This is a genomic window from Caloramator sp. mosi_1 (genome assembly GCF_028622835.1).
Taxonomy (GTDB): Bacteria; Bacillota; Clostridia; order Clostridiales; family Caloramatoraceae; genus Thermobrachium.
Genome location: NZ_CP117677.1, coordinates 511,126 through 536,198 on the forward strand (window position 1 = coordinate 511,126; position 25,073 = coordinate 536,198).

Below are 25,073 nucleotides of genomic sequence, written 5' to 3' on the forward strand. Positions count from 1 at the left end.
TTATTTATTAATCTTTTACTTCTTCATCTTCATTTTTTAAATTAATATTTTTTAAATACTTATTAATGTATTCTTCAACTTCACCTGAAACAATATCTTTTATATGTTTTGTATCTAATCCCTTAGATTTAAAATAAAGTGTTCTTTTTTCCATAAAATCATATATGTTTTGTGATAGAGTATATTTATCGTCTTCAATATAATCCTTTATTGCCTCATCTGTTTTTATTTTTAATTTTTTATATTAGTTTTACTTGCAATTAGTAAACCTGCTTTTACTTTTTCATTAAAATCATCAAGTGTAACATTTAATGAATCTCCACCAAACATACTTCTTATATAAGCCTTAGCACAAGCAATTTGAATATCACTTTTAAGTTCACCTATGTTATTTAAACAATCATAATTAAGAAGTGCAGTAATTGCATCTTTTTCTACTTCTATTTTTCTATTTATCCTTTTTGATTCTTCTTCAAAGAAATTTTTTATTAACTCAAATCTTTCTTCAACTGGTCTCTCTCTTAACGGAGGCAATGAAATAATAACTGGTATTCTTCTAACAAATGTTTTTAACAATGTAGACTCTATATTTTCTGTTGTAGCTGCTATAATCATTACATTAATAGGTATCTCTTGCGTTCCTCCTAATTTTGAATATCTTCCTTCATCAATTAATGTAAAAGCATCTCTTGTCCCTCTGGTGGAAGTCTATGCACTTCATCAAGAAACAGAATACCATCTCTTGCCTTTTCAATTATTCCTTCTTTATCCTCTGTGGCTCCTGTGTACGCACCTTTTTTACACCAAATAAGTAGGAAATAAGAAGTTGCGGATTATTTGAGTAATCTGCACAGTTAAAAACTGCAAATTTACTGCTATCTTTTATCATCTTGGACTCTACAGCATATTTAAACATTATCTTTGCAAAATATGATTTTCCAACCCCAGTTTCTCCAACTATTAAGGTATGCAATCCCTTTGGAGGATAAACAATAGCAGCCTTTGCAAGAGCAATCTGATTTTTAAACTTCCACTGTTTCCAATGATACTATCAAACACTGAACTACTTTTCCCTATTTCTTCTTTCAATAATTTTTCTTCATTGACAAAGTATCTTACAGGTCTTCCTGATGTCTTCTTAATATATCCTTGATTAACAAGCCTACTAAATTCCCTTACTACATTACTTCTCTGCATATTCATAATCTTAGCTGTTTCTTGTGCTGTTACACCAATTACCTTCCCAATTTGCTTTTTTGCCTTATACATTCTTCCTTGATATAATCATATACCTCTTTATATTTCACACTAATCCCGCCTTATTTAATTTATTTATTTTTTTACCATCTATTTTTACAAGTCCTTTATATTCTTCTTTTTCTAACATTTGCCTGGTAATCTCAAAAACATAATACACAATACTGAAGATACTATCAACAGTATATTCCAAATAACGGGATTAATTTTATTAAAAGCAAAACTTGGAATAATTAAAACCAAGAAGGCAGAAAAACCTATAATCCATCTATTCAGTTTTATCTTTTTCATCAATAAATTTGTAAATTTAACTGAACCTAAAATCAAAACTATAAAAAGATTATATAAAACAGTTTTGAAGGCATCTATATCTCCTCCATACTACTTTTTCTCTTCTAATTTTTTACATAATTTTACTATTTGTTCTATTAAATTTTTCTCTGAAATTGCTGTCATCAAATGGTCTTGAGCGTGAACCATAAGTAAATTCATTTGAAGATTTTCACCATTAATTTCAGCTTGAATTAACTTTGTCTGGGTATTATGAGCAATATCAAGTTCCTCTTGTGCCTTTATAAGTAATTCTTCAGCTTCTTTTATGTTTCCCTCCTGTGCCTTTTTAATAGCTTCATAGGCATATGCCCTTGCATTACCTCCGTGTGATATTATTTCAAAGATTTCATTTTCCATAACTAAACCTCCATTCAGCAATTAAAATTCAGTCAATTATATAAATTTAACATATAATTTTATCATTAATTGTAATTAAAAATAATTAAATTATATATTAGATTAGATGTATACTTAAATTTTGTCTGTACTATACTCTATTTTATTGTGCACCAGGGGTAAACCCTGGTGCACTAAATTACATATTTAAAGTTGATTCAGTAGCAGCAACTTGAGCCTTTTCTTCTTCTATCATTTTCTTCTCATATACCTTAAAGAATGGATAATAAATTATCATAGAAATTAAGATGTTTATTATAACCAAAATTACCGCTGAAATACTTCCGTTGGTAGCAAAATATGCTCCTATTGGTGCTGGCAATGTCCAAGGTGCATTTATTGCAAATCTTCCTACTATTCCTAAAGCTACAGCTATATAAGAAATTATACCTATTACAAGTGGTGCAACAATAAATGGTATTGCAAGAATTGGGTTCATAACTAATGGTACACCAAACATCATTGGTTCATTTATATTAAATATACCTGGTATTATTGAGAATCTACCAACCTTCTTTAAGTATTCAGATTTTGAGAAACATAATAGAATTGCTAAACCTAATGTTGCTCCTGCACCACCAATCCATACAAGCCATTGGAAGAATTGCTCTGGTGCAATATTAGGAAGTGGTTGTCCAACCGCAAGTGCTGCTGCATTTTCTTCAAGTAAAACTAACCATATTGGTCTAAGTACTGAACCTATAACTGATGCCCCGTGAATACCTGCTGACCATAATAAAGTAATTAAGAATATTGGAACAATTATACCCCAAATTGAGTTACCAGCCACACCTTTTACTGGTGCAAATATATTCATAATGAACTTTTGAATATCAAAATTTAACCATACTCTTATAAACCATAATACAATTATTATCACAGCAGCTGGGATTAATGCTTCAAAGGATCTTGAAACTGATTCTGGAACTTGTTCTGGCATCTTTATTGTAATGTGATATTTCTTTAATACTCTTAGTACCTCAACAGCAAATATCATAGCTAAAATAGCTGCAAACATACCTGCTCCACCTAAATTTCCCATTGGTAGTGCCCAACCAATTGGGGCTGCACCCTCAATGCCTGCCTCTGCTGCCTTCTTTAAAACAGCATCAACATTAACAGGAATAGTCATCATTAAAAACGCCGCAAGGGATAACACTCCTCCTGAAACACCATCTAATTTATAAGACTTTGCCAAACTGTATCCCATACCATATGCTGCATATAAAGCCATAAGCCCCATTGTCATTCTAAATGGTATAAGTATTTTTCCAACATGTGGTGCAACTGCATCTGCCCAAGACTTAACAGGTGGAAAAGCAATAATCAAGAAAAAGCTACCAACTATAATTAATGATAATGTTGATATAATACCTTCTCTTATTGCTCTTAAATGTCTCTGTTCTGCCAATCTTGCCATAGGAGGCATAAACTTTTCTTCAATCCATTTCAAAAATTTTTCCATTCAAAATTCCCCTCATAAAATATTTATTTATAATATTTTTTAATTTGTTCTAAGACCTTTGGAGCACCTATTGGAGTATATCCCATTGGAACTATTAATTCTATTGGAACATTTGCACTTGCTGCCTGTTCTTTAAAAACATCCATTCTATGTTTGACTTGTGGTGCGACTATTGCTAAATCATATCCTCCATTCTTTAGCTCTTCTTCAAACTCACCAGTTCCAACAGCTTTAATCTCAAGTGGAAAGTTTTGTTTATCTGCTTCTTGTTTTATTGCCTTAACTACAATTGCACTTGACATTCCACCTGAACACACCATCAATACTTTCATACTCTTCCTCCCATCTTTAAAATTTACTTAAGTAATAAGCAAATAATGTGCCAACTTGTTGAAATATTGTATTTACTATATTTTTAGAGTAGTGTATCATTTTATGTCTTTTTGATACACTACTCTAATTAATCAATGATACTAATTAGATGTTTTGTCTCTTTTTATTAATAAAAAGTAGTGCTATGCCAAATACGATTAATATTAAACTTAATGAAACTAAAATATTTGAATCTATAAGGTGGCCTGTCTTTGGCAAAGATTCATTAGACTTATTATCATTGTTTTGTTCATCTTTATTTACATCACTTTCTTCAGTATCTTTACTATCTTTACTCTTAAGTTCTTGTAGTTTTTCTTCAAGTGCAATCAACTTATTAAGATTTACAATATTCGAATCGTTGTTAGCAATATTTACTAAATACCTTGCATTCTTTATTACTTCCTCATCTTCTAATGATAAATTCTCTATATCTGGTAAGCTTGCTATTGCATCAATTGCTGCTTGCTCCTTTGCATATTGAGTTGCCTGTTCCTCTGATACCTTCGATACTATAAATGTTCTCATTGCTTCCTTTAACTCATTAGTTGTATTTTCAATCACTTGATTGTCTGAACTTTCATTATCAAACGTATTTACAGCCTTATCTATCACAGCTCTAAATTTGGATTTTGAGCCTTCTAAATAGTTCCCTTGTTGTTTCCCTCCTCTGCACTATCCAGCAAACCTTCAGCCAATAAAATAAGAAGCTCTAAAGGATTATTTTCTAAATTATTAGTTTGATTATAAATGTTAACAAGTTCAATGTCAGTATAATATGTGGTCAATATCTTGTCGTATGTCCATCCCCTATCTGATAAACACTTCGCACCATATTGACTCATACCAACACCGTGTCCATTACCTCCACCGTAGAAAATTACACTATTTATATTGTTATTTTCATCTTTAATTATATCAAATGTAAAGAAAGCTGATGGTAATATGCTGTAATTTTTTAGTGAACTTGCGTTATAACCTTGCGAGCCACCTGTTGCCCTATATAAGATTACATCACTTCCTTTTGTGTCTACTGCTCTTGGTCTAATTAGAAATCTTATATTAAATTCTTTAACTATCTTATATGTTCCAGTTGTACCTACAATAACAAGTTCTGTAATGTTGCCTCCTTCACCTCGTTTAGCAACATACATATCTAATATTTCACCTATTCCTTCTTCAGGTATTGGTTTGCTTATAAAATTTCCATCTGAATCTTTGGTAAGTATAAATTGTGGATCTGCTCCATACCTTAACTTTATATTCGCATTTATTGTGTTTTGTAATTCTTGCTTACTTAAACCCACTTTCCATCTAAACCACGGTGAGTCTGAATCGTATGATTTTAAGGATATATTTTTATAAAACTCCTCAATTTGCTTTTCATCTTGTGTATTAATAGTCAATAACTTAGAATCGTCTTCTGGGTCAAAAGTATAACTTTTACCTATTAAATATGGAACACGTATTCCAGGGAACAAGTTAGAAACTGGCTCTGACCATACTTCATGTTTTGCTGCACTGTATCCACCAGAAGTTGAATAATACCTTGCATCAACAAGTTGATCTCCATTTTTCATAATCATCCCTTTAGTTTCATTTACCGCCTTAGTAGCAGTAGGATTCTCTGAGTATTGTTATATACTTGACTCAATGTACTATCATCAACGTGAAATCCTCTATCTGCAAATCTACTGCTAAAATAATCTCCTAATGCATATGTTCTTGCTGCTACTGCTTGTGCCTTTAAAGCTTCTAATCCAAATGATTCTGGCATTTCACTTGGTACAACTTGATATAAATATTTTTCTATCTGTATTTCATTTATTAAATTTAATTTATCACCACTCTTAGAAAGTGTGACTTCTAATGTTCCTCTGTAGGAAGGATTAAAAACTGGACTACCTCTTCTTAATGTTGTAACTGTTATTTTATCATCTTCATTATAAGGTTCTGCATATAATCTATTTAAAGTTCTATAAACTATATTTCCATTTTTATATACTGAAATTTGTCCATCTTCAACTTTAAAACTAATTAAATCATTACTTAAAATATCAAAGGCAACATTACTTTTCTTATCTAATAACTTAAATCCATTTGATGCCTTCATTTCAATATTAGAATAATCAAGTAAATTAATGTCTGCTGGATTGTTTACATCACTTCTTATCCCTATTCTAACTTTATCTATTTTTGTTTCTCCATCTATTATTATTAAATCAACTTTATTATCTCTATCTAAATAAAACGTCACATTCTCTGCTCCAACCATTACATTAGATAAGTTTCTTTCTACTACTTTATTATCAATTATTTGATATACAAGTACATCTTGAGCTATATCTATATATCCTCTATATTCCAACTCAATTTTATTATTTATAGTATCCTTTAACATAACCTTTTCTTTAATGTACTGAACCTTAGGATAAAATACTATTTCTGGTTTACTTTCATTATGCAATCTATCTAAAGCAGTTACAGCATAAACATACTGTTTATTTTTTTCTACTGAATTATCAACAAAGCTTTGTTCCTCTTTACTATTATCCCTTCTTACTACCCCAATTATTTTTGATGGATCTTCAATATTTCCAATACTTCTTCCTTCAAACCTATATACAACGTAATATGCAGATTCATTTTCCAAGTTATCTTTCCAAGATATCTCTATTTTATTTTCTCCTAACAATTTATATGAAATATCGTGTACTTTATTTGGTGCTTTACCGTCTATCCAAGGCATAGTAGGTATTAATGCTTTTGTTTTAAAATACTCATTTTTTATCTTATCTGTAACACCTAAATTATTTAATCTTAATTGTTTCAAACTAAAAAGGAACTACCCTTCACCTGTGGATACATCAAATTGAATTTAAGTTGATTTCCTATTTCATCTGGATTTTTCCAATCGTTATCACTTGAGTTTATCTTATAATTTGCATGCCCTATATATAAATGGCAGTTTGTACCTTTTACAACATCTGCCCACCAATCAACAAGCTCTCCATATGGTGCTGCTGTGGTACCAAAAGCCCAGTATATTTGTGGAGTAATATAATCAATCCATCCTTCCTTGACCCATTTTCTCGTATCGGCATATATATCATCATAACTTGCAGATGATGTAATTGGTGTATGGGAACCTACACCTTCAGGACTGCCTTCAGGATGCCTATCATAGTGTCCCCAGATACCAAATGGACTAATACCAAACTTAACATAAGGTTTCTTTTCCTTTATTGCTTTTGATACCTCTCTTATTAAAGTATCAACATTATTTCTTCTCCAATCCTTTATATTATCAAAACCTTGTCCATACTTCTCAAAAGTAGCTAAATCCTCATTAGCATCACCAAAATAATAAGTTACACCATTTCTTGTAACTTTGTAAGGATAGAAGTAATCATCAAAATGAATTGCATCTACATCATACTTTTGAACTACTTCAACTATACTATCTTTTATATAATTAATTACCTCAGGTTCACCTGGGTTCAATAGGAGTTTGCCATCAAACTTTAATACATATTGTGGATGCATTTTAGCCCAGTTATTATCGCTCAAAGTAGATAAAATTTCTTCTATTGTTTTATTAGGTTCATATGTATTTGTTACTCTATATGGATTAAACCAAGCGTGAAACTCCATATTTCGTTCATGTGTAACTTTAATCATCCATTCTAATGGATCCCAACCTGGATCTTTACCTTGCATACCTGTTAGATATTCCGACCAGGGATTTATCTCTGATTTATAAAATGCATCTAACTTGGGTCTAACTTGAACTGTAATCGCATTAAAATTCAATTCTTCAAATTCTTCTAATATTTTTAGATATTCCTGTTTAAATTCTTCTTCACTTAAACCTGGTCTACTTGGAAAATCTAAATTTGTGACAGTTGATACCCAAGCTGTTCTAAACTGCCTTTTTGCTTGCTGATAATCTTTTGGAATATAAATATCTTGCCCATGGATTTGTATAGGTGTTTGCGTACCATATTTATACAATGGTACCATATCTCCATCAAACGCCTTAACCTTGTGTTGCCCTAAATTTAACATAGAAAAGAATATAATAATTGTCATTAGCCTTGAAAGCAGTCTAATTTTTCCCTTATCCATTATACTATCCCCCTAATGAAATTTACCATTATTAAAGCAAATTCCATACCAAATATTGCATAATACTAAATTGATTGTATTTAAGATAAAGTTATTCTAATTATAGAAAACTTGATACATATAAAACCATCTATTTGATACAATAGACTGTTGATTTTCTATTTTACAACTAAATTAATCAATCATTTTATTCTTTGATGTATATTTTAGATACTACTTTGATACACAAAAATTAATTAAATTTTTATTACCAAATTAAATTTCTTTGAAAATGTTTATGTAAATTAATAAAAATACTATATATTAGTAAATTTTAGTTTATTGTCAAACCTATAAAGCCCTACGACTTAAAATGTCATAGGGCTAATTTGATTTTATATTACTCTTTTAATAAATTTATTTTATAAGACATAAATTTTGCAAAATATATGTGAAAAGTAAATACATATCTTAAATTATTCATCTGTTATTGATAATTCTAATTGTTCTTTTGTTATTGATATTAAATCATAATAAGTTATTGTTGGGTAAAAACTATAATTATTATTATTAAAAATATAATCTATTTTGGGTCTTATAATGTAATAGCTATATTTTTTCCACTATAATTTAAATTTATTTCATACATCCAATTTGAATTAGCTTCAATTATTATAGGATTAAAATCATAATATAAATCATCAATATTAATTATAATATTATTTATTTTTATAGGTACATTGGTAATATTTATTAATGAACATACATAACTGTTAAAAGTTGTTCTAATAACAGGGTATTTGTCTCCTATTTTTAGATGTTCTTCATTTCCTACTTCATTAACTTCTATTACTAAATATCCAATATCATAAAAATAAGAAACTCCTCTTTTATCATATACTTTGATTTTATTAATTATGTATTTACCTTTTTATTAAACTTTATCTTAACTGGAATTGATGTTAAAATAAATTCTTGCATTACAACTTGTTCGTTAACCTTTAAACTTTCAAATTCAATACCATCAACACCAACAAATTCTATTTTTTCAATTCCGTTTATTAATTTATTATATCCTGAATAAAAATAAAATAAATTTATTATATAACTCTCATTAACTTGTCCTGCTATATATCCTTTTACTTTTAAAAATTCACTTATTGATTTTTGCTTTACTTTATTATTTTGGTAAGAATATAGGTTAATAATGCTTAGGATAATTAGTAAAATAAATATTATAATTAATAAAAACATTTTTCTTTTTTCAAAAACTTCTCCTCCCTAAAATTAAAATAATTAAAATGTTTTTATATTATATTTTAATAATATTTTACATATATCCAGCTATCTACAGGTATACTATAGGTGGCATTAGTATAATAAGAATAATATATATCCTCCCCTGTTGATGTATCAAAATAATGATCGATAACTTCTTATTTAATATTCTGTTTTTTATAAAGCACGTCAAATGCAAGTTTTGATTGTCTTTTGGAATCTGCAGGAATTGTTAGACCTATACTATATGAAGTGGATTTAGTTTGTCCATATCCAACTGTAAGTTTTAACTCCTCTATAGCTTCAAAAGTAAGATTAGTTGATACCATTGACGTTGCTATAACTGTTTTATTTACTGTATAACTATTTGCATATACCCACGATTCTGTTAAATAAGAAAAAATTCTCTTGTATACCATACTGAAGAAACATAATATAAATTAACTTTCCTATCTACCCAACCACCACCATTAATATCCACTTGATCAGAATAATCTGAAATTGAATTAATCGTTTTTGCCTTAATCTTATAATATTCTCCAAAATTTAACACAGAAAAGAATATAATAATTGTCATTAACCTTGAAAGCAGTCTAATTTTCCCCTTATCCATTATATTATCCCTACTAATGAAATTTACCATTATTAAAGCAAATTCCATACCAAATATTGTATATTACTAAATTGATTGTATTTAATATAAAGTTATTCTAATTATAGAAAACTTGATACATATAAAACCATCTATTTGATACAATAGACTGTTGATTTTCTATTTTACAACTAAATTAATCAATCATTTTATTCTTTGATGTATATTTTAGATACTACTTTGATACACAATAATTAATTAAATTTTTATTACCAAATTAAATTTCTTTGAAAATGTTTATGTAAATTAATAAAAATACTATATATTGGTAAATTTTAGTTTATTGTCAAACCTAAAAAGCCCTACGACTTAAAATGTCATAGGGCTTTATAAACCTAATATATATTAATATCATCTAATTTTATATAGTGAATCCTCATATATTCTCCTTATTGTCTCTCTTGTTGCTGGGATTGGTGCCATACTTAGAAGTAGATCTAAACTTGGTGTATTCATTGCAAGGTCTGTTAACTTGTCTAAATCTTCTTCACCAAATCCTAAATCAGCTAACTTTTCTACAAGTCCCATTTGATTCAACCAATTCTCCACTGCTTGTGATGCATATTCTGCATCTCCAGGAACACCCATTAGACCTGGTGCAATTGGGGATAATATATCTGCTAAAACTTCTGAACAAGCTGGATAAATATGCTTAATAACAGCAGGAAGAAGCATTCCAAGACCTAATCCGTGAGCAAGTTCTGGTTTTACAGCACTTAATGGATGCTCTAATGCGTGTGTGAAATGTAAAAGTCCATTATCAAAGGATATTCCTGCAATTAATGAAGCATAAAGCAAATAGTATCTTGCTGTTAAATCTTCTGGATGCATAAGTGCCTGCGGAAGGTATTTTGAAATTAATCTAAATGTTTCCTTTGCAAGAAGTACTGAATATGGGTTAGTTGATTTAGTTGTTGCTGCTTCTATAATATGATTTATTGCATCAACTGAAACATAAAGAGTTTGATTTCTTGGAAGCATTGTCATAAGTGAAGGGTCATCTATTGAATAAAGTGGATATATACAATCGTAGGCAATAGCTGGCTTATATTCATTCTCTGGTATACTTACAACAGCAAATCTATCTGCCTCTGTTCCTGTACCGTGTGTTAAATTTATAGCAATTATAGGCACAGCCTTGTTTGGAGTAAACTTATATTCATAAAGCTCTTGACAGTTCTTGTCTGGATATTCTAATAATATAGCAACACTTTTTGCTGCATCAATTGGACTTCCACCACCAATACCAATTACAGCCTTTGCTCCTATTTCTCTTCCTATTTGTGTTGCCTCATCAACCTGATGAGTTGTTGGATTAGGTGTCACCTTATTATATAGTGCATACTCAATTTCATATTCCTTAAATGCATCAACCACATATTTCCAGGCACCTGTCTTTTCGTATGCACCTTTACCTGTTACAACGACAACCTTGTCTATTCCCTTTCCTTTAATTCTTTACAGATGTCATTAATCTTCTTTATTGCTCCAACTCCAAAGAATACAGTAGTTTTACACCTGATTTCTCTTACTTCATTAATAGGCATTTTTGTTTCCCACAACAAGTGTATCCCCTATTTGTTAATATTTTAACTAATTTCAAATATTATTATACCAAACAAAGTATTACTTTTCAATATTTTCTAAATATTTTGTTTTTTAAATATAAAAGCAGGTTACACACCTGCTAAGATACTTTACTTATACATTCTATTTACCCTTAATGACAACCCTACTGCAATTATGTATAAAATTAAGCTTGTGTAGAAGGGAAAAACCGGATTAAGCTTATACATATATCCCGATACATAACCAGCTGGGATTGAAATTAAGGCAATAAAGGCACTTGCTGCTGAAAAAATCTTTGCCCTTTCCCTTTCTCCTATTACATTATTCCATATCGTTTCTCTAAATACTATTGTAATTAGATTACCTGCTGCCATAAATATAATGCTCATAAGTAAAAGCAAATAGCCTCTTGGTTTAACCAATATTAAAAGTAGCACTCCGATAGAATTAAAGGTTAAACCATAAAATAAGCTTTTTTATCTCCAACCCTTCTTAGTTTATCCATAAATACAAAATAGACCATTAAATTTACCACTGCTGAAATTCCTGGAACAATTGATGTTAGAGATTCCTTTATGCCTATAATATCCTTTAAATACACCGATTGAAAATACAAAAATGACATTTGAAGCTGACCAATTAATAAAATAAAAAACATTAGTAGAGTTACTTTACTATTATAAAAATACACTATTGCCTCTTTATAGTCCCTTATTTTATCCTTAACAGAAAATTCGCTGTGTTCCTTCATCATCCTTTTACCTATTCCCGTTTCCTTGACAAATTTATTTCTGATGAAGAACATTGCCGTCATACTAATACAGCCTAATCCATAAATTAACCTCATAGCATTTACAACACCTATCTTCTCCACTAAAATTCCTGCAAGTGGTGCAAAAATTCCTGAAGCTAAATTTATTATCATAATAAGACTGAAAAAGTATACCCTTTTATCCTCTTCGGTATCTTCAATGGATAAGCACGTCCAAGAAATATATGAAATTTTATTAAAGGAGTTTAAGACAACTGCAAGCAGGAAATACCAATAATTTTGTGATATTGCCCAAACAAACATAGTCATACTCCAACAAATTAAGTCAAATACAAGAGTGGTACGCTTTCTTCCAAATCTATCTGTAATAGGGCCTGCTATAAAAGAGGTAATTACCGCAAGGGTTGCTGCAAGGGAATTTAAAAAGCCCATCTGCACCTCTGTTACATTCAAATGTTTCATATACAATGGTTGATAAAAGAAAATCATTCCTCCAAATACAGCCCAAAGAGGTTCCATAATTATGCTGTAATAGGCATTACCATCTAACCCTCCAAGTAGCTTTTGTCTTAAATTATTCACCTCATCCCCCTCCTTAATCAAAAGAAACTAATACTTTCGTACCTTATTCTATCTTCCCTTTTAATAACTAACCTCCCATCCTCAAGGGGTTTTAATAAATCTATTATTTTTTTATCAAAGCCTTCATATAAATATAATTCCTCATCTTTTTATCAATAATTACAGGCATTCTGTTATGAATATTTTTCATATCATTATTCGGTTCAGTTGTAATTATTGTTACACATCTTTTACACTACCATCTTTATTCTTAAAGTCCTTATAAATACCCGCAAGTGAAAATATGCTTTCACCCTTTACTTCTATTCTATATTTAACCTTTTTATTATTTTCATTTTTCCATTCAAAAATCCATTCACCGGAACTATACATCTTCCCGTTAAAAGGCTTCTTTAAATAGCGGCTTATCTAATATGGTTTCACTTCTTGCATTTATAATCCTTTTATTATTGAGTAAAAATCCCCATAGAAAAATATCTGCCTTTTTTTATCCTCTTTTATTATAACAGGAAGATTATCTCCTGGAAATCCTTCACCTTTTTTATACTCAAATATTTTATACTCCTCAACCATATACCTTTTTAAAATATCCTGAAAATCACTCTCAAGAATTACTCTACCACACATATTCTCCCTCCTAAAGTGCCACCCAGGTGAAATGTGAAATAATCCATTTATTGTAAATTTTTTTAGTATACATTGTCTTAAATTTAATTATAACATTTTATTTCAAAAATAATTAAAATCCATGTAAGAAAAAGCTATTCTTACTTATGTAAAAACAGGTAACTTTCCTTTTCTTAAGGAAATTGATAATTTTGAATTCGAATTTCAAACAAGTATTAACAAACAGCAAATATTAGATTTGAAAAGTTTAAGATTTGTAGAAAATATTGAAAATATTTTATTTGTAGGAACACCTGGGGTTGGTAAAACACATCTTACTACCTCTTTAGGTATTGAATGTGCTAAACATAGGTATCTACTTATTTTATTCACTTTCAAGAATTAATGGATCAATAAAAAAGCGTTAGCTGAAAATCGTTTAGAAGCAAGATTAAAACATTTTTCTAAATACAAAGTACTTATAATAGATGAAGTAGGCTATTTACCAATCGATACATATACAGCTAATATATTCTTCCAACTAATATCTAAATGCTATGAAAAACATTCTACTATTATAACTACCAATATGCCTTTTTCAAATTAGGGAGAAGTTTTTAGCTCAACAACAATTGCTAACGAAATATTAGATAGGCTATTACACCATTCGCATATTAAATCAATAAAAAGTCCTTCATATAGATTAAAATCTAAAATTAAATACTTTAACAGTTCTTCCAGTGCTTCATCGAAGTATTATTTTTGTACATAAATATATTCAACTTTTTGTTCAAAATTATATTGACATTCGCAATAAATATATTGAAATATCCTTAAAACAACATCATTTGTTGATATATAATATTTCTCTTCATATTCAACTTTTTAATTTAATTTTACACTCTATTTATATAATCAATGTATAAACAAATTAAAAATTAAGCCACTTAAGTGGTTCATTCACTTAGGTGGCTTGTTGTCTTATTTTGCTTTAAATTAAAAAGTTAATCCCTCTATTTAAATCTTTTTTGTATTTTTTATATGTCCCATTCCCCATTTTAACAAATATATAAAAATCATAACCATACAATAAATTATAGTAATTTCATAAAAAACTTAATCTATTTACAAAAATCTTATAATGTATCCTAATAAATATTTATGAAAAAGCTACATCATTAATATCTGAAATTTTTTGTTACATTTAGACACTAAATAAACATCTCAGCTGTTTTCATTGCTTCTATCATACTTTTTCATTTGCTATGCCTTTTCCTGCTATATCAAATGCAGTTCCATGGTCAACCGAAGTTCTAATTATTGGAAGACCAACAGTAATGTTTACTCCTGTATCAAATCCCATAAGCTTAACTGGGATATGCCCCTGATCATGGTACATAGCCACAACTATGTCATATTTACCCTTTACCGCTTTTAAAAATACAATATCAGGTGGAACAGGTCCATCTACATTTATTCCATTCTCTTTAGCTAATTGCAATGCAGGAATTATTTCATTTATTTCCTCATCCCCAAATATACCCGATTCTCCTGAATGTGGATTAAGTCCTGCAACTGCAATCCTCGGCTCCTTTATACCCATTTTAATGAGAACATCATTTGCAATCTTTATAACATCAAAAACTCTTTCCTTTTTAACTTTGTCACATGCATTTCTAAGAGATATATGTGTAGATACATGTATAACTTTTAACGGTCCTCCTAATAACATCATCGAATATTTACTTGTATTCGTAAGCTTTGCAAATATTTCAGTATGGCCATCGAAGTTATATCCGCCTTTATTAAGAGCTTCTTTGTTGAGAGGTGCTGTAACTACTGCCTTGATATCACCTATTAAGGCATCCTTTACAGCAGCTTCAACATATTTGAAGGCCGCATCACCGCATATAGGTGAAACTTTTCCTATTTCAAAGTCATCCATAGTAATATCTATAACATCTATAACATTTATGCTACCGACATTGTAATCGCAAACCCTTGAGATTTTATTTAAAGGAAGTTTTATACCAAGCAGTTGTTTATAATATTCTATAACTTTAACACTCCCATAGATAACATAATTGGCTTTAAAGCTATGGTTTGAAGTTATTGCCTTTAATGTAACCTCTGGTCCAACACCTGCTGGATCTCCTATTGTAATTCCTATCAAATACATTTAACATCTCTCCTTTAACCTTTTTGCACAGTAATATATCGAATCTTCCTTTCCAAAAGCACCTGCCTTTGTCACACATTTAAGTCCATCACAGATTCCACCTTTTAAAGACATCAGAGGTATCCCTGGGAGAAGTTCACTTAATATTTTTGATCCTTCAGATCCAAGTTTTTTAATTACTCCAATTGCAGTATCACCACCTGTCAGAAACAACCCTGAGACCTTAACTTTCAATAATATTTCTCGAGTAATTTTCCCCAGAATGTTCTGGGTAAAATTAGTAATATCTTCCTTATTCATACCTTTTAAAATTCCTCTTTCAACAGCTTTATTGTAATCTTCCTGACCCAGAGCTGACACTAAAACAGTATCCTTTCCATTTTCAATTGCTTTTATGGCTTCTTCAGCCACCATCATTATATCTTCATTTTCAAGCAGTGATGCTATATTACATTTTACAGTATAAACACCATTTGAAATAAGATAATTAACTTGTTCCCTTGATATATTACTTACACTTCCAACAACGATTAAAACAGGATAAATTGGGTATAAAACTTGAAGCAATGCATCAGCAAGTCCAGCTGAGCCTACCCACAAAACCTTCTTATTTAATTTTAACACCTTCTGAATTATAGCCATAAGATCCTCATTTGAAACAGCATCAAAAGTTAAAATACGTGCATCTAAATCTATATAATTCATACTTAATTCCTTTAGCGAAATATGTCTAACACTTTCATTTAATTCTTCCTCAAGCAGAATTTTTAAATTGTCGATTCTTACTGGCTTATTAGGATCCCTAGCTATTTCAGTTTGGGTAACAGGAATTCCGTTTATCATATGTACAGCATCAACTGTTGTTCTATTGTTATCCGGATAAGCAGGTGCAAAAACTATAAGCTCCGGTTTATATACTTCATCTATAGCCTTTATTTCAGCACCTAAATTTCCTCTAAGGGTGGAATCAATTTTTTGTAAACACAATCAAAGTTATATTTTAGTGCATCTTCAGTCATCTTTTTAACTTTATTATATGCTTCAACATAGTCAAGCCCTCTTGACTCCGTATCTACAACAAATGATGTCTTATTATCTACTAAAGTTGCATCAAGAACAACATCTATTTCTATTCCCCTTTTCTAAACTGAACTCCTGTATCATTTGCTCCAGTGAAATCATCAGCTATTATTAAAAATCTGTTCACTTACTATTCCTCCTTATGCTTTAGCAGTATAATTTTGTCTTTCTTGCTGCATCCTTTTTGCAAGATATGAAACCAGCAAAGGACAGAAAATAGCTGTTATAATTACCGCAGCCGCAATTTGAGCAGTTGCAACTGGCACCAAATCTAAAAGTTTGGGATCAACTGCTGCTATAGCTGCAGGTGTTGCTACCGCATTTCCAGCTGTTGTACCGATTGCAGCACCAACTGCCTTCTTCCCTCCAAAAGTGAATAAGTATAATATCCTGCAAATCCTGTCAAAATAACCACACTAAATCCAAGAAGCAATCCTGGAGCCCCAGCCTTAATAATAGTTTTAAAGTCAAGTGCTGCTCCTAAAGGGAATGCAAAGAAAGGTATTAACAATGATTGTCCCGGTGCTAAGAATTTTTTCCAATCCTCATCAATATTACCTAGAATAAATCCTATTAATATAGGAATTAAAACAGCAACAAAAGCTTTGAACGGTATACTCGCAAAACCTGCCGCCCCAAGGGCTATCATTGTAAAAAATGGTCCATCATTCAAAGATAAGATAGAAATTGCTCCAACATCGGTTGCATCTCCATATTCACCTGCAAGTGCTGCAAAGAGTCCTCCGTTTGAATTAGTAAGCGCAGCAATTATAGCAAGAGGAGTTATACCAAATATTCCCGCTTCACCAAAGAACCTACCTACTGCCCAACCAAGAAAAGCACCAACAAAAACTTTACTGAAGTTAAAGCAACGCCTTTATATAAAGGCATTCCCGCCTGTCTAATATTTATTTGTGAACCAGCACATAAAACAAATAGGGCAATTAAAGCCAACGCACTCTTCTTGAATAACTCTGTTGTAAAACCACCTATTCCAAGAACCTGTGGAAAAAAGTATTTATTGTAGCACCTAAAAGAAGAGGAATTACCATCATACCTCCAGGTACCTTTTGCATAGTTTTCAATATTTTCATATATATTCCCCCTTAAATATTTTATAACCTTCTATACAAAACAAATATGCCAATTTTTCATCTTAATAACACATATTTGAGATTTATAAAATTAAACTTAAGCTATATTTTACATAAAAAATTGTTCATTATATGTCTACATAGGAAGGTATAGCTGTTGCAAGTTATTCTATAAACCACCTTAGACAACTTACCCCTAAAATTATAATGCAATTTTTTAAGAATTATATATAAGCAAGTTAATGATTTTTTGTATTGTACTAATTCTAATACCATAATATATCAAAACACTTAAAATATATGAATTATTTGGGAATTTACTATATATTTTGTTTATATATTATGACTTACTTACGTTAAATTTTATTAAACTTAACGTAAGCAAGTATTCAGTATTAACTTTAATTATCTCTTTCACATTTCAATTTTTAAAATAATAAATCGTTTATTTCTATAGCATATTTTTATTACTTGCCGAACTAATTTTATAAATTGAAAATGAAGCTGTAAATTAATCAATTAACCATATTTAATTTAAAATGTTGATATAAGCTTATATATTCCAAATTCTCTATGCTTCAATGCTTCTGATTTTGTAAGTTTTCCATTTATAACTTCTATAATTTCATTAAATATTTCTTCTCCAACTTTCTGTATTGAACTTACTCCTTCGATTATGGCTCCAGCATTGATATCTATATTGTCTTTCATTTTTATAAAAGTTTCAGGATTTCCAGTTACTTTTATTACAGGAGCTATAGGACATCCCGTTGGAGTTCCTCTTCCTGTTGTGAACACAACGATTTGAGCACCTCCTGCAACCATTCCTGTTATCGATTCTATATCCTGACCAGGAGTATCCATAACAAATAATCCTTTTTATTTGGTATATCTCCATAATCAAGTACACCTGTAATTGGAGCTGTGCCTCCCTTATAAATACATCCAAGCGATTTTTCCTCTATTGTACTTATTCCACCCTGGATATTTCCTGGCGTTGGCTGTCCACCACGCATATCCACTCCCATAGTCATTGCCTTCTTCTCACATTTTAATACTATTTCAAGTATTTTATCTCCAACTTCTTTAGATACAGCCCTTCTAGCAAGTATGTGCTCAGCACCAATAAATTCAGTTGTTTCTGAAAAGATTGAAGTTCCACCTAAAGCTATAAGCTTATCTGATGCATATCCAACACTAGGATTTGATGCAAGCCCTGAAGTAGTGTCCGAACCACCACACTCAATAGCAAGAGTTATTTCAGAAATATCTATTTCCTCTCTTCTAAGCAATGATATTTCTTGTGCCATTTCCTTACTATTCTAACTCCCTTTTCTTCTGTTTTAAGCGTTCCTCCACATTCCTGGATTATCAAATACTCCGTTCTTTTACCCGTTTTAGCTATTTCTTCTGCAACCTCTTTTGTGGGTACTCCTTCACATCCAAGCCCTACAACAAGAACAGCCGCCACATTTGGATTCTTTCCAAGATTTTTTAGCACTTTTATTGTCTGATTTAAATCTGCACCAATCTGACAACATCCATGTTGATTAGGAACAGAAACCGCACCCTCAACATGACTTGCTATCCTTGCAGCTGTTTCGCTTGCACAAACTGAAGACGGAATCACAAGTATATGATTTCTTATTCCAACTGTTCCATTTGCTCTTCTAAAACCTGTTAATTTCATTTTGTTTCCCCCAATCTCCTCTTCCTCTTTTACTTTCAATATTATGAACATGAACATAATCTCCCTTGTTTATATTGTTCGTTGCTTTACCTATTTCCTCTGCATATTTGATCACATCCTCACCTTTTATAATATCAGAGATAGCAAATTTGTGACCAAATGGAATATTCTCATTAAGTATTATTCTTATTTCTTTACCTTCAATTTCAATTAATACCTCCTCTCCTTTTTTAAATCCTTAACTGCTGTTGCAACGTTATCTCTTATATTCGCAACTACAGCAAATTTTAACATATAGCTCCACCCCTAAATTAAAATTTTATAATATTTACGCAAATGTCATGCCAAGATCTACAGAAAGAATTTTCTATAACTTCAATATTATATTATTGCATAATGCAACATTATAACGTTGCAAAAGCACACTGTTGCATTATACAACAGTGTGCTTTTGAGCTTTCTCCAAATGGTACTTCTTTCTATTCCAAGAATTTTTGCAGCCTCACTTATATTCCCACAACATTTTTCTATTACCTTGTTTATATAGTTTAACTCAAATTCTCTAAGGCTTAAAAGTGGTATATCATCACTTAATTCTTTATTTATTGTAATATTTTCCTTTTCATTAGGTACACCTTCCACATCCTTTAGCTGTATTATATTTCCCTCACAAAGAGCTACTGCCCTTTCAATTATACCCTGAAGCTCTCTGATATTACCTCTATAATTATATGACATTAAATAATTTTTAACTTCACTACTTACTCCTGTTATATTTTTTCCATACCTTATTGAAAATTTATTAATAAAATGATTTGTTAGTGGAATTACATCTTCCTTTCTAAACCTTAATGCCGGTATGTAAAGCGTTAGTATGTTTATTCTGTAATATAAATCCTCCCTAAACTTATATTCACTGACCATTCTATTAATGTTCTTGTTAGTTGCAGCTATAATTCTTACATCTATGGGAATGACTTTATCGTCTCCAATCCTCATTACCTCTTTCTGCTGAAGAACTCTTAAAAGTCTTGCCTGAAATTCCATTGAAAGCTCTCCTATTTCATCTAAAAATATACTTCCTTTGTGAGCAAGTTCAAAAATTCCCATTTTTCCCCTTTCCTTGCTCCCGTAAATGCCCCCTCAACATATCCAAATAACTCACTTTCAAGAAGATTTGGTGGAAGTGCTGCACAGTTAACAGCAATAAATGGTCCATTTCTCCTTGAACTTTCATTATGTATACTCTGTGCGAATAGTTCTTTTCCTACACCAGATTCACCTAAAATTAAAACTGGAGAATCAATTTTACTATATTTTTTAGCCTTTTCAATGCACTCCTTCATATCCCTACTTACATAAACAATATCATCAAAACTATACTTTGCAACAAACCCCTTCTTAACCTGTTCACATCTTATTTTATACTCCAAATTCTGTATCTGAGTAACATCCTGAAATGTTGCAACGGCCCCCACTACTTTATCATCTACAATAATTGGAACTCTATTTGTAGCTATTTTACATCTGTTAATATCTTGCAAAACACCTATTTCTTTACTCCCTGACTCTATAACCTGTAACATTCCGGTATTTGGAATAACCTGCCATACTTTTTACCAACAACCTCCGATGCCCTCATTTGAAATATTCGTTCAGCAGCTGAATTAAATGTAGTTATAATTCCCTGCTTATCAATAGCGAGTATTCCCTCATTTATAAAGTCCAAAATCGTTTTAAATTGTTCTGCCTTTGCCTTTTCATTCTTGGTAACTTCAAGTATTCTTATTGCCTCCTGTGCTGCATCATAAATAGATTCCTTTCCAGATGTTATTAAATAACTATGGCAACCAAACGCCATAGCACTTTTATATCCTATAGAATCTCCAATAAAAATTTTAATACCTCTTGAAATTGCTTCTTTTATAACCAATGGTGCAGTTGCCTCATTATCAAAAGGAAAGATTTCAATATTTACATTTAAAACCTCTGCAACTGTATCACATCCATAGATAACATTTCTATATCCAGCAACACCTATTTTCTCCGAGTATTTCATTAAATTTTTAAATCCCCTCAATATATCAAATGAGTTTATCTTTATTTCAACTACTGGAACATTTACTGCCTCCTTTATCATAGTATAGGTTCCACCCCTAGAAATTAAGACCTGAGCTCCTTCATTCACAGCCTTCTTGGCAACCTTTACACCGTCACTCAAGTCTCCTACAACAACTTCAATATTAAAACCGTTTTTATTTATAACCTCTTTAGCCATATTACCCAGATTTTCATAAGGTGCAATCAACACAATATCTCCCACATACGATTCCTCCCCCATATTTTTTACAATTATGAAATTCTGTAAAATAGTTTTAAATTTAAATTTTGTTTTTCAAATTCTTTCTATACCATGTTTAGAACCTGAAAATAAAATTTTAAGATATTATTGTATATTCATTTCAATAATTTTATTAAACTCTTTCAATAACACTCAAACTTTTAAAGATATTTTAAATCTAATTCAAAATCATCTATAAAACAATTTTAACTAATAACCTTAAGAATAAATTTATTGATATCTATAGTTATTTGTTTAAATTTTTCCATAAAATTAGTAAGCAAATGCTAATTATAATTAATAACCATATCTATTTTTTTAGTCCCATATAATTTAAACTATAGCAATAAATTAAAATAAAAATATGTGTTTAATTTGTTAGTTTATTAACCTATATTAACACTGAATATGGTAATATAAGAATACTTCATAAATTTAATTTTTATTGTAAAAAGCTATATATACCAAATATTTTCATTCTATAATAATTTAAATCCAAAGTAAGATGCAAAGTTAAATTCTTGTTTTTTAGGGTAAGTACAAGAAAAATCTATACATTTATTTACTTATTAATTCTCCTCAAAGTTGAATATATTAAAGAATGAAATTTCTAAAATTTTATCTATTTAAACATTAGCTCTAAATAATATGAGCAAATTGCATATTTTTTAAACCTTAAAAACACTTAATTCTTAAAAAATCAAAAGGAAATTCACCCAAATGTCGAATATATATAAGTGGATACAAAATACCAACAAAGGGGTGAATCCTACTTATGTATATTCGACAAGAATGTCTATTTTCCTTCGAAGAAATATTAAAATTTCAAAAAGAAAATAAACTTCAATTAATTTTATCTCAACTTGATTTTAGCAACTTGATAAATAAACTTACGAAACCTAAACATAAAAGAGGTCCCAAAGGATATAACCCTGTTTCTTTAATTAATGCATTAATTGCTATGCAATTAGAGAAAATCAATGATTTTGAAAGATTAAAACAAAGATTAGATTCTGACTTATACTTTAAATTTAATTGTGGTTTTGATATATTAAAACCTTCACCTTCTACATCAACTTTAAGTAGATTTTTATCTAAAATATCTTCTATGCCTGAAGTAGAAGAAGAATTTAAACGCATTGTGCAAAAAGCTAAAAATTTAGGTATCATTGATGATACAAATGTTGCTATTGATGCTACTAAATTAGATTCTTTTGAAAAAGCTAAACCAAAATCTAAAATTGAAGATGATGGTATATCCCCTAATTGGGGTAAGAAAAAGGATACTGATGGTAATGATATAAAGTGGTTTGGTTGGAAAGCACATATAATAGTAGATTGTAAAAGTGAATTACCACTTTATGTAGACATTACTCCCGCAAGTTTTAATGACGGTAAGTATGCTATTCCTTTACTTAAAAAGTTTAAACAATTTTGGAGTTCTATATTAAACCCTAAATATTACATAATGGATTCAGGTTATGATATTGAAGAAAATTACAACTACATTATAAATAATACTAATGGTCAAGCAATTATAGCATACAACAAAAGGGGTAGTTATGCACCACCTGAAGGGTTTAATGATAATCTGTGGCCTGTTTGTTCTATGGGATATCCTCTTTCATTTTGGGGAATAGATGGAAATTATATAAAACTTCGTTGTCCCCATGCCACAGGGAAAGTTGATTGCCCATATGGGCTAAATTGGTGTAGCAATTCGAATTATGGGTATTGTTTAAAAGTAAATTATAAGAAAAACCATAGGTTATTTAGCTATCCGCTAAGAGGCTCAGAAAAATGGAATAAATTACATAATCTAAGAACCTCTGTTGAAAGATGCAATAGCAGATTAAAAGAATACTTAAATTTAGATAATATACGCTCCGCAGGAATAGATAAAGCTAAAACATGGGCATTATTATATTGTATAGCATTAGTTGCTGGCTCAATAGCTGTAAATAAATTAAACACATTATCCATAAGTGCTTAATGGTAATAAAATATAAAATTTACCACTAAATCACAATAATTACTTGTGGTTTATTAAAGTATGTCAAAAATACACATTTAAATCAATTTTATATTTAAAATTAAATAAGTCAACATTATAACCTGTGGATAAATTATACAGTTTTAAAAATTTTTAATTGTGCAATTTCCTCAATTATAAAAAGTTAATGAAAATCAATTTAATATATGTATCAATCTATTACAGAATTTAATCTTTTATAAATGCGTTTTTAAAAGCTTCATTTTACCTCTTATTTCAAATTTATTTTCCTTAGCAGGAATCATAAATGTTTTTCCAGTTTGTATTTGATATTCTTTATTGTTGTATATTAATATACCATTTCCTTCAATGCACATAAAAATATAGAAAGAATCTCCATTTGTTGAATCATTATAAAGCTCATCTACTATTAATTCATCTACGTTAAAGTATTTGCATCTTGTTATATTTGCAATCGAATTTCCATCCATTTTAGTATAAATTGGAGTACTAACCTTTCCACACATACCAAAATCTATTACATCTAAAGCCTTTTCAATATGAAGCTCGCGTGGTTTACCGTTTTTATCAATACGGTTCCAATCATAAACCCTATATGTCGTATCACTATTTTGTTGTATCTCAGCTATTACTATTCCGTCTAATATTGCATGAACTGTTCCAGAAGGAATAAAAATTATGTCTCCTTTTTTACTTTTACATAGTTTAAACATTCCTCAAGATTTTTTCTTTCAAGCGCATTTATAAAGTCCTCTTTAGTAGTTCCTTCTTTAACACCAAATATAAGCTTTGCATTTTCTTTTGCATCAACTACATACCAAACTTCAGTTTTTCCATAATCACCTTCATTTTTTAAAGCATATTCATCATCAGGATGAACTTGAACTGATAGTTTATCATTTGCATCTATGTACTTTATTAAAATAGGAAATCTATCATATTCCAATGATTTTTACCTAATAGTCCTACCTTATCTAAATCAATAACTTCTTTTATTGTTTTACCTTTATATTCACCATTTTCAATTATGCTCATTCCATTTTTATGACAACATACTTCCCAGCTTTCAGCAGTTTTTTCAAAAGGAACTTCCTTGTTTAATAATTTTTTAAATTTTGCCCTCCCCAGATTATTTCCTTAAAAACAGGTTGAAAAAAAGTGGATATAACATATAATACCTCCCTTTGTTTCAATATTTTTATAAGTCACATACTTGAAATGATTATCTTTATTTCATTAAACTTCTTTTAAATAAGTCAACTTAAACTTCACAAATAAATAATTCC

27 protein-coding genes and 6 pseudogenes are annotated in these 25,073 nt (G+C 30.0%); 2 read left to right on the top strand and 31 right to left on the bottom strand.

The window, feature by feature from the left end; genetic code table 11:
• Nucleotides 1-7: 7 nt before the first annotated feature.
• The 20 genes and pseudogenes from PL321_RS03615 to PL321_RS03710 form a co-directional block, all read right to left on the bottom strand.
• Complete coding sequence (locus tag PL321_RS03615; RefSeq protein WP_273963494.1) at nucleotides 8-154, bottom strand: hypothetical protein; 147 nt, start codon at nucleotides 152-154, stop codon at nucleotides 8-10.
• 77 nt (nucleotides 155-231) lie between these two features.
• Entirely contained in the window at nucleotides 232-615 is a 384-nt protein-coding gene (locus PL321_RS03620) for a hypothetical protein (protein ID WP_337960947.1), read from the bottom strand.
• Nucleotides 616-973: pseudogene (locus PL321_RS20875) on the bottom strand (sigma 54-interacting transcriptional regulator); the annotation flags it as partial.
• Entirely contained in the window at nucleotides 961-1,269 is a 309-nt protein-coding gene (locus tag PL321_RS03635) for a hypothetical protein (RefSeq protein WP_273963497.1), read from the bottom strand. The gene PL321_RS03635 and the pseudogene PL321_RS20875, both read right to left, overlap by 13 nt.
• Nucleotides 1,270-1,638: 369 nt before the next feature.
• Complete coding sequence (locus PL321_RS03640; protein ID WP_273963498.1) at nucleotides 1,639-1,947, bottom strand: PTS lactose/cellobiose transporter subunit IIA; 309 nt, start codon at nucleotides 1,945-1,947, stop codon at nucleotides 1,639-1,641.
• 178 nt (nucleotides 1,948-2,125) lie between these two features.
• A complete protein-coding gene (locus PL321_RS03645) occupies nucleotides 2,126-3,451 on the bottom strand; it encodes a PTS sugar transporter subunit IIC (RefSeq protein ID WP_273963499.1) in 1,326 nt (441 codons plus the stop codon).
• Between the two features lie 23 nt (nucleotides 3,452-3,474).
• Nucleotides 3,475-3,783 (bottom strand): PTS sugar transporter subunit IIB, encoded by a 309-nt coding sequence (locus tag PL321_RS03650; RefSeq protein WP_273963500.1) that lies wholly within the window; start codon nucleotides 3,781-3,783, stop codon nucleotides 3,475-3,477.
• Between the two features lie 145 nt (nucleotides 3,784-3,928).
• Complete coding sequence (locus PL321_RS03655) at nucleotides 3,929-4,438, bottom strand: hypothetical protein (RefSeq protein WP_273963501.1); 510 nt, start codon at nucleotides 4,436-4,438, stop codon at nucleotides 3,929-3,931.
• 26 nt (nucleotides 4,439-4,464) lie between these two features.
• Complete coding sequence (locus PL321_RS03660; RefSeq protein WP_273963502.1) at nucleotides 4,465-5,403, bottom strand: hypothetical protein; 939 nt, start codon at nucleotides 5,401-5,403, stop codon at nucleotides 4,465-4,467.
• Nucleotides 5,404-5,423: 20 nt separating this feature from the next.
• Nucleotides 5,424-6,656 (bottom strand): SpoIID/LytB domain-containing protein, encoded by a 1,233-nt coding sequence (locus PL321_RS03665; RefSeq protein ID WP_273963503.1) that lies wholly within the window; start codon nucleotides 6,654-6,656, stop codon nucleotides 5,424-5,426.
• Nucleotides 6,653-7,951: a glycoside hydrolase family 10 protein gene (locus PL321_RS03670; protein WP_273963504.1), complete on the bottom strand. Its 1,299-nt coding sequence runs from the start codon at nucleotides 7,949-7,951 to the stop codon at nucleotides 6,653-6,655. Before PL321_RS03670 ends, PL321_RS03665 begins: the two co-directional genes overlap by 4 nt.
• An 894-nt stretch (nucleotides 7,952-8,845) precedes the next feature.
• On the bottom strand, nucleotides 8,846-9,184 hold the full coding sequence (locus tag PL321_RS03675) for a hypothetical protein (protein WP_273963505.1): 339 nt from the start codon (nucleotides 9,182-9,184) through the stop codon (nucleotides 8,846-8,848).
• 182 nt (nucleotides 9,185-9,366) lie between these two features.
• Nucleotides 9,367-9,627, bottom strand: coding sequence for a hypothetical protein (locus tag PL321_RS03680; protein ID WP_273963506.1), 261 nt, complete (start codon nucleotides 9,625-9,627; stop codon nucleotides 9,367-9,369).
• Nucleotides 9,597-9,821 (bottom strand): hypothetical protein, encoded by a 225-nt coding sequence (locus tag PL321_RS03685; protein ID WP_273963507.1) that lies wholly within the window; start codon nucleotides 9,819-9,821, stop codon nucleotides 9,597-9,599. The genes PL321_RS03680 and PL321_RS03685 overlap by 31 nt, the downstream gene beginning before the upstream one ends.
• A 390-nt stretch (nucleotides 9,822-10,211) precedes the next feature.
• Nucleotides 10,212-11,422: pseudogene (locus tag PL321_RS03690) on the bottom strand (iron-containing alcohol dehydrogenase).
• 135 nt (nucleotides 11,423-11,557) lie between these two features.
• The gene (locus tag PL321_RS03695) at nucleotides 11,558-11,830 is read right to left on the bottom strand and encodes a hypothetical protein (protein ID WP_273963508.1); all 273 of its coding nucleotides are present in this window, start codon (nucleotides 11,828-11,830) and stop codon (nucleotides 11,558-11,560) included.
• A 53-nt stretch (nucleotides 11,831-11,883) separates the two neighbouring features.
• Nucleotides 11,884-12,783, bottom strand: a complete 900-nt coding sequence (locus tag PL321_RS03700; protein WP_273963509.1) for an MFS transporter — start codon at nucleotides 12,781-12,783, stop codon at nucleotides 11,884-11,886.
• 103 nt (nucleotides 12,784-12,886) lie between these two features.
• Nucleotides 12,887-12,973 (bottom strand): hypothetical protein, encoded by an 87-nt coding sequence (locus PL321_RS20880; protein WP_443110730.1) that lies wholly within the window; start codon nucleotides 12,971-12,973, stop codon nucleotides 12,887-12,889.
• 29 nt (nucleotides 12,974-13,002) lie between these two features.
• Entirely contained in the window at nucleotides 13,003-13,155 is a 153-nt protein-coding gene (locus tag PL321_RS03705) for a hypothetical protein (RefSeq protein ID WP_273963510.1), read from the bottom strand.
• 60 nt (nucleotides 13,156-13,215) lie between these two features.
• Nucleotides 13,216-13,410, bottom strand: a complete 195-nt coding sequence (locus PL321_RS03710; RefSeq protein ID WP_273963511.1) for a hypothetical protein — start codon at nucleotides 13,408-13,410, stop codon at nucleotides 13,216-13,218.
• Between the two features lie 136 nt (nucleotides 13,411-13,546).
• On the opposite strand from PL321_RS03710, the pseudogene PL321_RS03715 reads away from it, so the two are divergent.
• Nucleotides 13,547-14,161: pseudogene (locus tag PL321_RS03715) on the top strand (ATP-binding protein).
• Between the two features lie 474 nt (nucleotides 14,162-14,635).
• Here the strand turns inward: PL321_RS03715 and pdxA are convergent.
• The 9 genes and pseudogenes from pdxA to PL321_RS03755 form a co-directional block, all read right to left on the bottom strand.
• On the bottom strand, nucleotides 14,636-15,568 hold the full coding sequence (gene pdxA / locus PL321_RS03720) for a 4-hydroxythreonine-4-phosphate dehydrogenase PdxA (protein WP_273963512.1): 933 nt from the start codon (nucleotides 15,566-15,568) through the stop codon (nucleotides 14,636-14,638).
• Nucleotides 15,569-16,555 (bottom strand): four-carbon acid sugar kinase family protein, encoded by a 987-nt coding sequence (locus tag PL321_RS03725; RefSeq protein WP_273963513.1) that lies wholly within the window; start codon nucleotides 16,553-16,555, stop codon nucleotides 15,569-15,571. It lies immediately after the preceding gene.
• Nucleotides 16,556-16,697: 142 nt separating this feature from the next.
• Nucleotides 16,698-16,775 (bottom strand): four-carbon acid sugar kinase family protein, encoded by a 78-nt coding sequence (locus PL321_RS20885; protein WP_443110731.1) that lies wholly within the window; start codon nucleotides 16,773-16,775, stop codon nucleotides 16,698-16,700.
• 13 nt (nucleotides 16,776-16,788) lie between these two features.
• Nucleotides 16,789-17,742 (bottom strand): annotated as a pseudogene (locus tag PL321_RS03730) (2-keto-3-deoxygluconate permease).
• 534 nt (nucleotides 17,743-18,276) lie between these two features.
• Nucleotides 18,277-19,432: pseudogene (locus tag PL321_RS03735) on the bottom strand (UxaA family hydrolase).
• Entirely contained in the window at nucleotides 19,413-19,547 is a 135-nt protein-coding gene (locus PL321_RS20890) for a hypothetical protein (RefSeq protein WP_443110690.1), read from the bottom strand. Before PL321_RS20890 ends, PL321_RS03735 begins: the two are co-directional and overlap by 20 nt.
• Nucleotides 19,548-19,813: 266 nt before the next feature.
• A complete protein-coding gene (locus tag PL321_RS03745; protein WP_443110732.1) occupies nucleotides 19,814-20,356 on the bottom strand; it encodes a helix-turn-helix domain-containing protein in 543 nt (180 codons plus the stop codon).
• Nucleotides 20,342-21,018 (bottom strand): annotated as a pseudogene (locus PL321_RS03750) (sigma-54 interaction domain-containing protein); the annotation flags it as partial. The pseudogene PL321_RS03750 and the gene PL321_RS03745, both read right to left, overlap by 15 nt.
• The gene (locus tag PL321_RS03755) at nucleotides 21,003-21,755 is read right to left on the bottom strand and encodes a PrpR N-terminal domain-containing protein (protein WP_273963516.1); all 753 of its coding nucleotides are present in this window, start codon (nucleotides 21,753-21,755) and stop codon (nucleotides 21,003-21,005) included. The gene PL321_RS03755 and the pseudogene PL321_RS03750, both read right to left, overlap by 16 nt.
• A gap of 793 nt (nucleotides 21,756-22,548) precedes the next feature.
• On the opposite strand from PL321_RS03755, the gene PL321_RS03760 reads away from it, so the two are divergent.
• Nucleotides 22,549-23,766 carry a transposase gene (locus tag PL321_RS03760; RefSeq protein WP_273963517.1) on the top strand — a complete coding sequence of 406 codons (1,218 nt, stop codon included), beginning with the start codon at nucleotides 22,549-22,551 and terminating at the stop codon, nucleotides 23,764-23,766.
• A gap of 236 nt (nucleotides 23,767-24,002) precedes the next feature.
• On the opposite strand, the gene PL321_RS03765 is transcribed toward PL321_RS03760, so the two are convergent.
• On the bottom strand, nucleotides 24,003-24,500 hold the full coding sequence (locus tag PL321_RS03765) for a class I mannose-6-phosphate isomerase (protein WP_273963518.1): 498 nt from the start codon (nucleotides 24,498-24,500) through the stop codon (nucleotides 24,003-24,005).
• Nucleotides 24,464-24,733, bottom strand: coding sequence for a type I phosphomannose isomerase catalytic subunit (locus PL321_RS03770; RefSeq protein WP_273963519.1), 270 nt, complete (start codon nucleotides 24,731-24,733; stop codon nucleotides 24,464-24,466). Before PL321_RS03770 ends, PL321_RS03765 begins: the two co-directional genes overlap by 37 nt.
• Nucleotides 24,734-25,073 lie beyond the last annotated feature (340 nt).

Excerpts from the sequence above, each read along its gene's own strand:
- PL321_RS03615 (WP_273963494.1), bottom strand. The coding sequence starts at position 154 with ATGGAAAAAAGAACACTTTATTTTAAATCTAAGGGATTAGATACAAAA.
- PL321_RS03620 (WP_337960947.1), bottom strand. The coding sequence starts at position 615 with ATGATTATAGCAGCTACAACAGAAAATATAGAGTCTACATTGTTAAAA.
- PL321_RS03635 (WP_273963497.1), bottom strand. The coding sequence starts at position 1,269 with ATGTATAAGGCAAAAAAGCAAATTGGGAAGGTAATTGGTGTAACAGCA.
- PL321_RS03640 (WP_273963498.1), bottom strand. The coding sequence starts at position 1,947 with ATGGAAAATGAAATCTTTGAAATAATATCACACGGAGGTAATGCAAGG.
- PL321_RS03645 (WP_273963499.1), bottom strand. The coding sequence starts at position 3,451 with ATGGAAAAATTTTTGAAATGGATTGAAGAAAAGTTTATGCCTCCTATG.
- PL321_RS03650 (WP_273963500.1), bottom strand. The coding sequence starts at position 3,783 with ATGAAAGTATTGATGGTGTGTTCAGGTGGAATGTCAAGTGCAATTGTA.
- PL321_RS03660 (WP_273963502.1), bottom strand. The coding sequence starts at position 5,403 with ATGAAAAATGGAGATCAACTTGTTGATGCAAGGTATTATTCAACTTCT.
- PL321_RS03670 (WP_273963504.1), bottom strand. The coding sequence starts at position 7,951 with ATGGATAAGGGAAAAATTAGACTGCTTTCAAGGCTAATGACAATTATT.
- PL321_RS03675 (WP_273963505.1), bottom strand. The coding sequence starts at position 9,184 with ATGTTTTTATTAATTATAATATTTATTTTACTAATTATCCTAAGCATT.
- PL321_RS03680 (WP_273963506.1), bottom strand. The coding sequence starts at position 9,627 with ATGGTATACAAGAGAATTTTTTCTTATTTAACAGAATCGTGGGTATAT.
- PL321_RS03685 (WP_273963507.1), bottom strand. The coding sequence starts at position 9,821 with ATGGATAAGGGGAAAATTAGACTGCTTTCAAGGTTAATGACAATTATT.
- PL321_RS20880 (WP_443110730.1), bottom strand. The coding sequence starts at position 12,973 with ATGAAAAATATTCATAACAGAATGCCTGTAATTATTGATAAAAAGATG.
- PL321_RS03705 (WP_273963510.1), bottom strand. The coding sequence starts at position 13,155 with ATGTATAGTTCCGGTGAATGGATTTTTGAATGGAAAAATGAAAATAAT.
- PL321_RS03710 (WP_273963511.1), bottom strand. The coding sequence starts at position 13,410 with ATGTGTGGTAGAGTAATTCTTGAGAGTGATTTTCAGGATATTTTAAAA.
- pdxA (WP_273963512.1), bottom strand. The coding sequence starts at position 15,568 with ATGTATTTGATAGGAATTACAATAGGAGATCCAGCAGGTGTTGGACCA.
- PL321_RS03745 (WP_443110732.1), bottom strand. The coding sequence starts at position 20,356 with ATGGTCAGTGAATATAAGTTTAGGGAGGATTTATATTACAGAATAAAC.
- PL321_RS03760 (WP_273963517.1), top strand. The coding sequence starts at position 22,549 with ATGTATATTCGACAAGAATGTCTATTTTCCTTCGAAGAAATATTAAAA.
- PL321_RS03765 (WP_273963518.1), bottom strand. The coding sequence starts at position 24,500 with ATGTTTAAACTATGTAAAAGTAAAAAAGGAGACATAATTTTTATTCCT.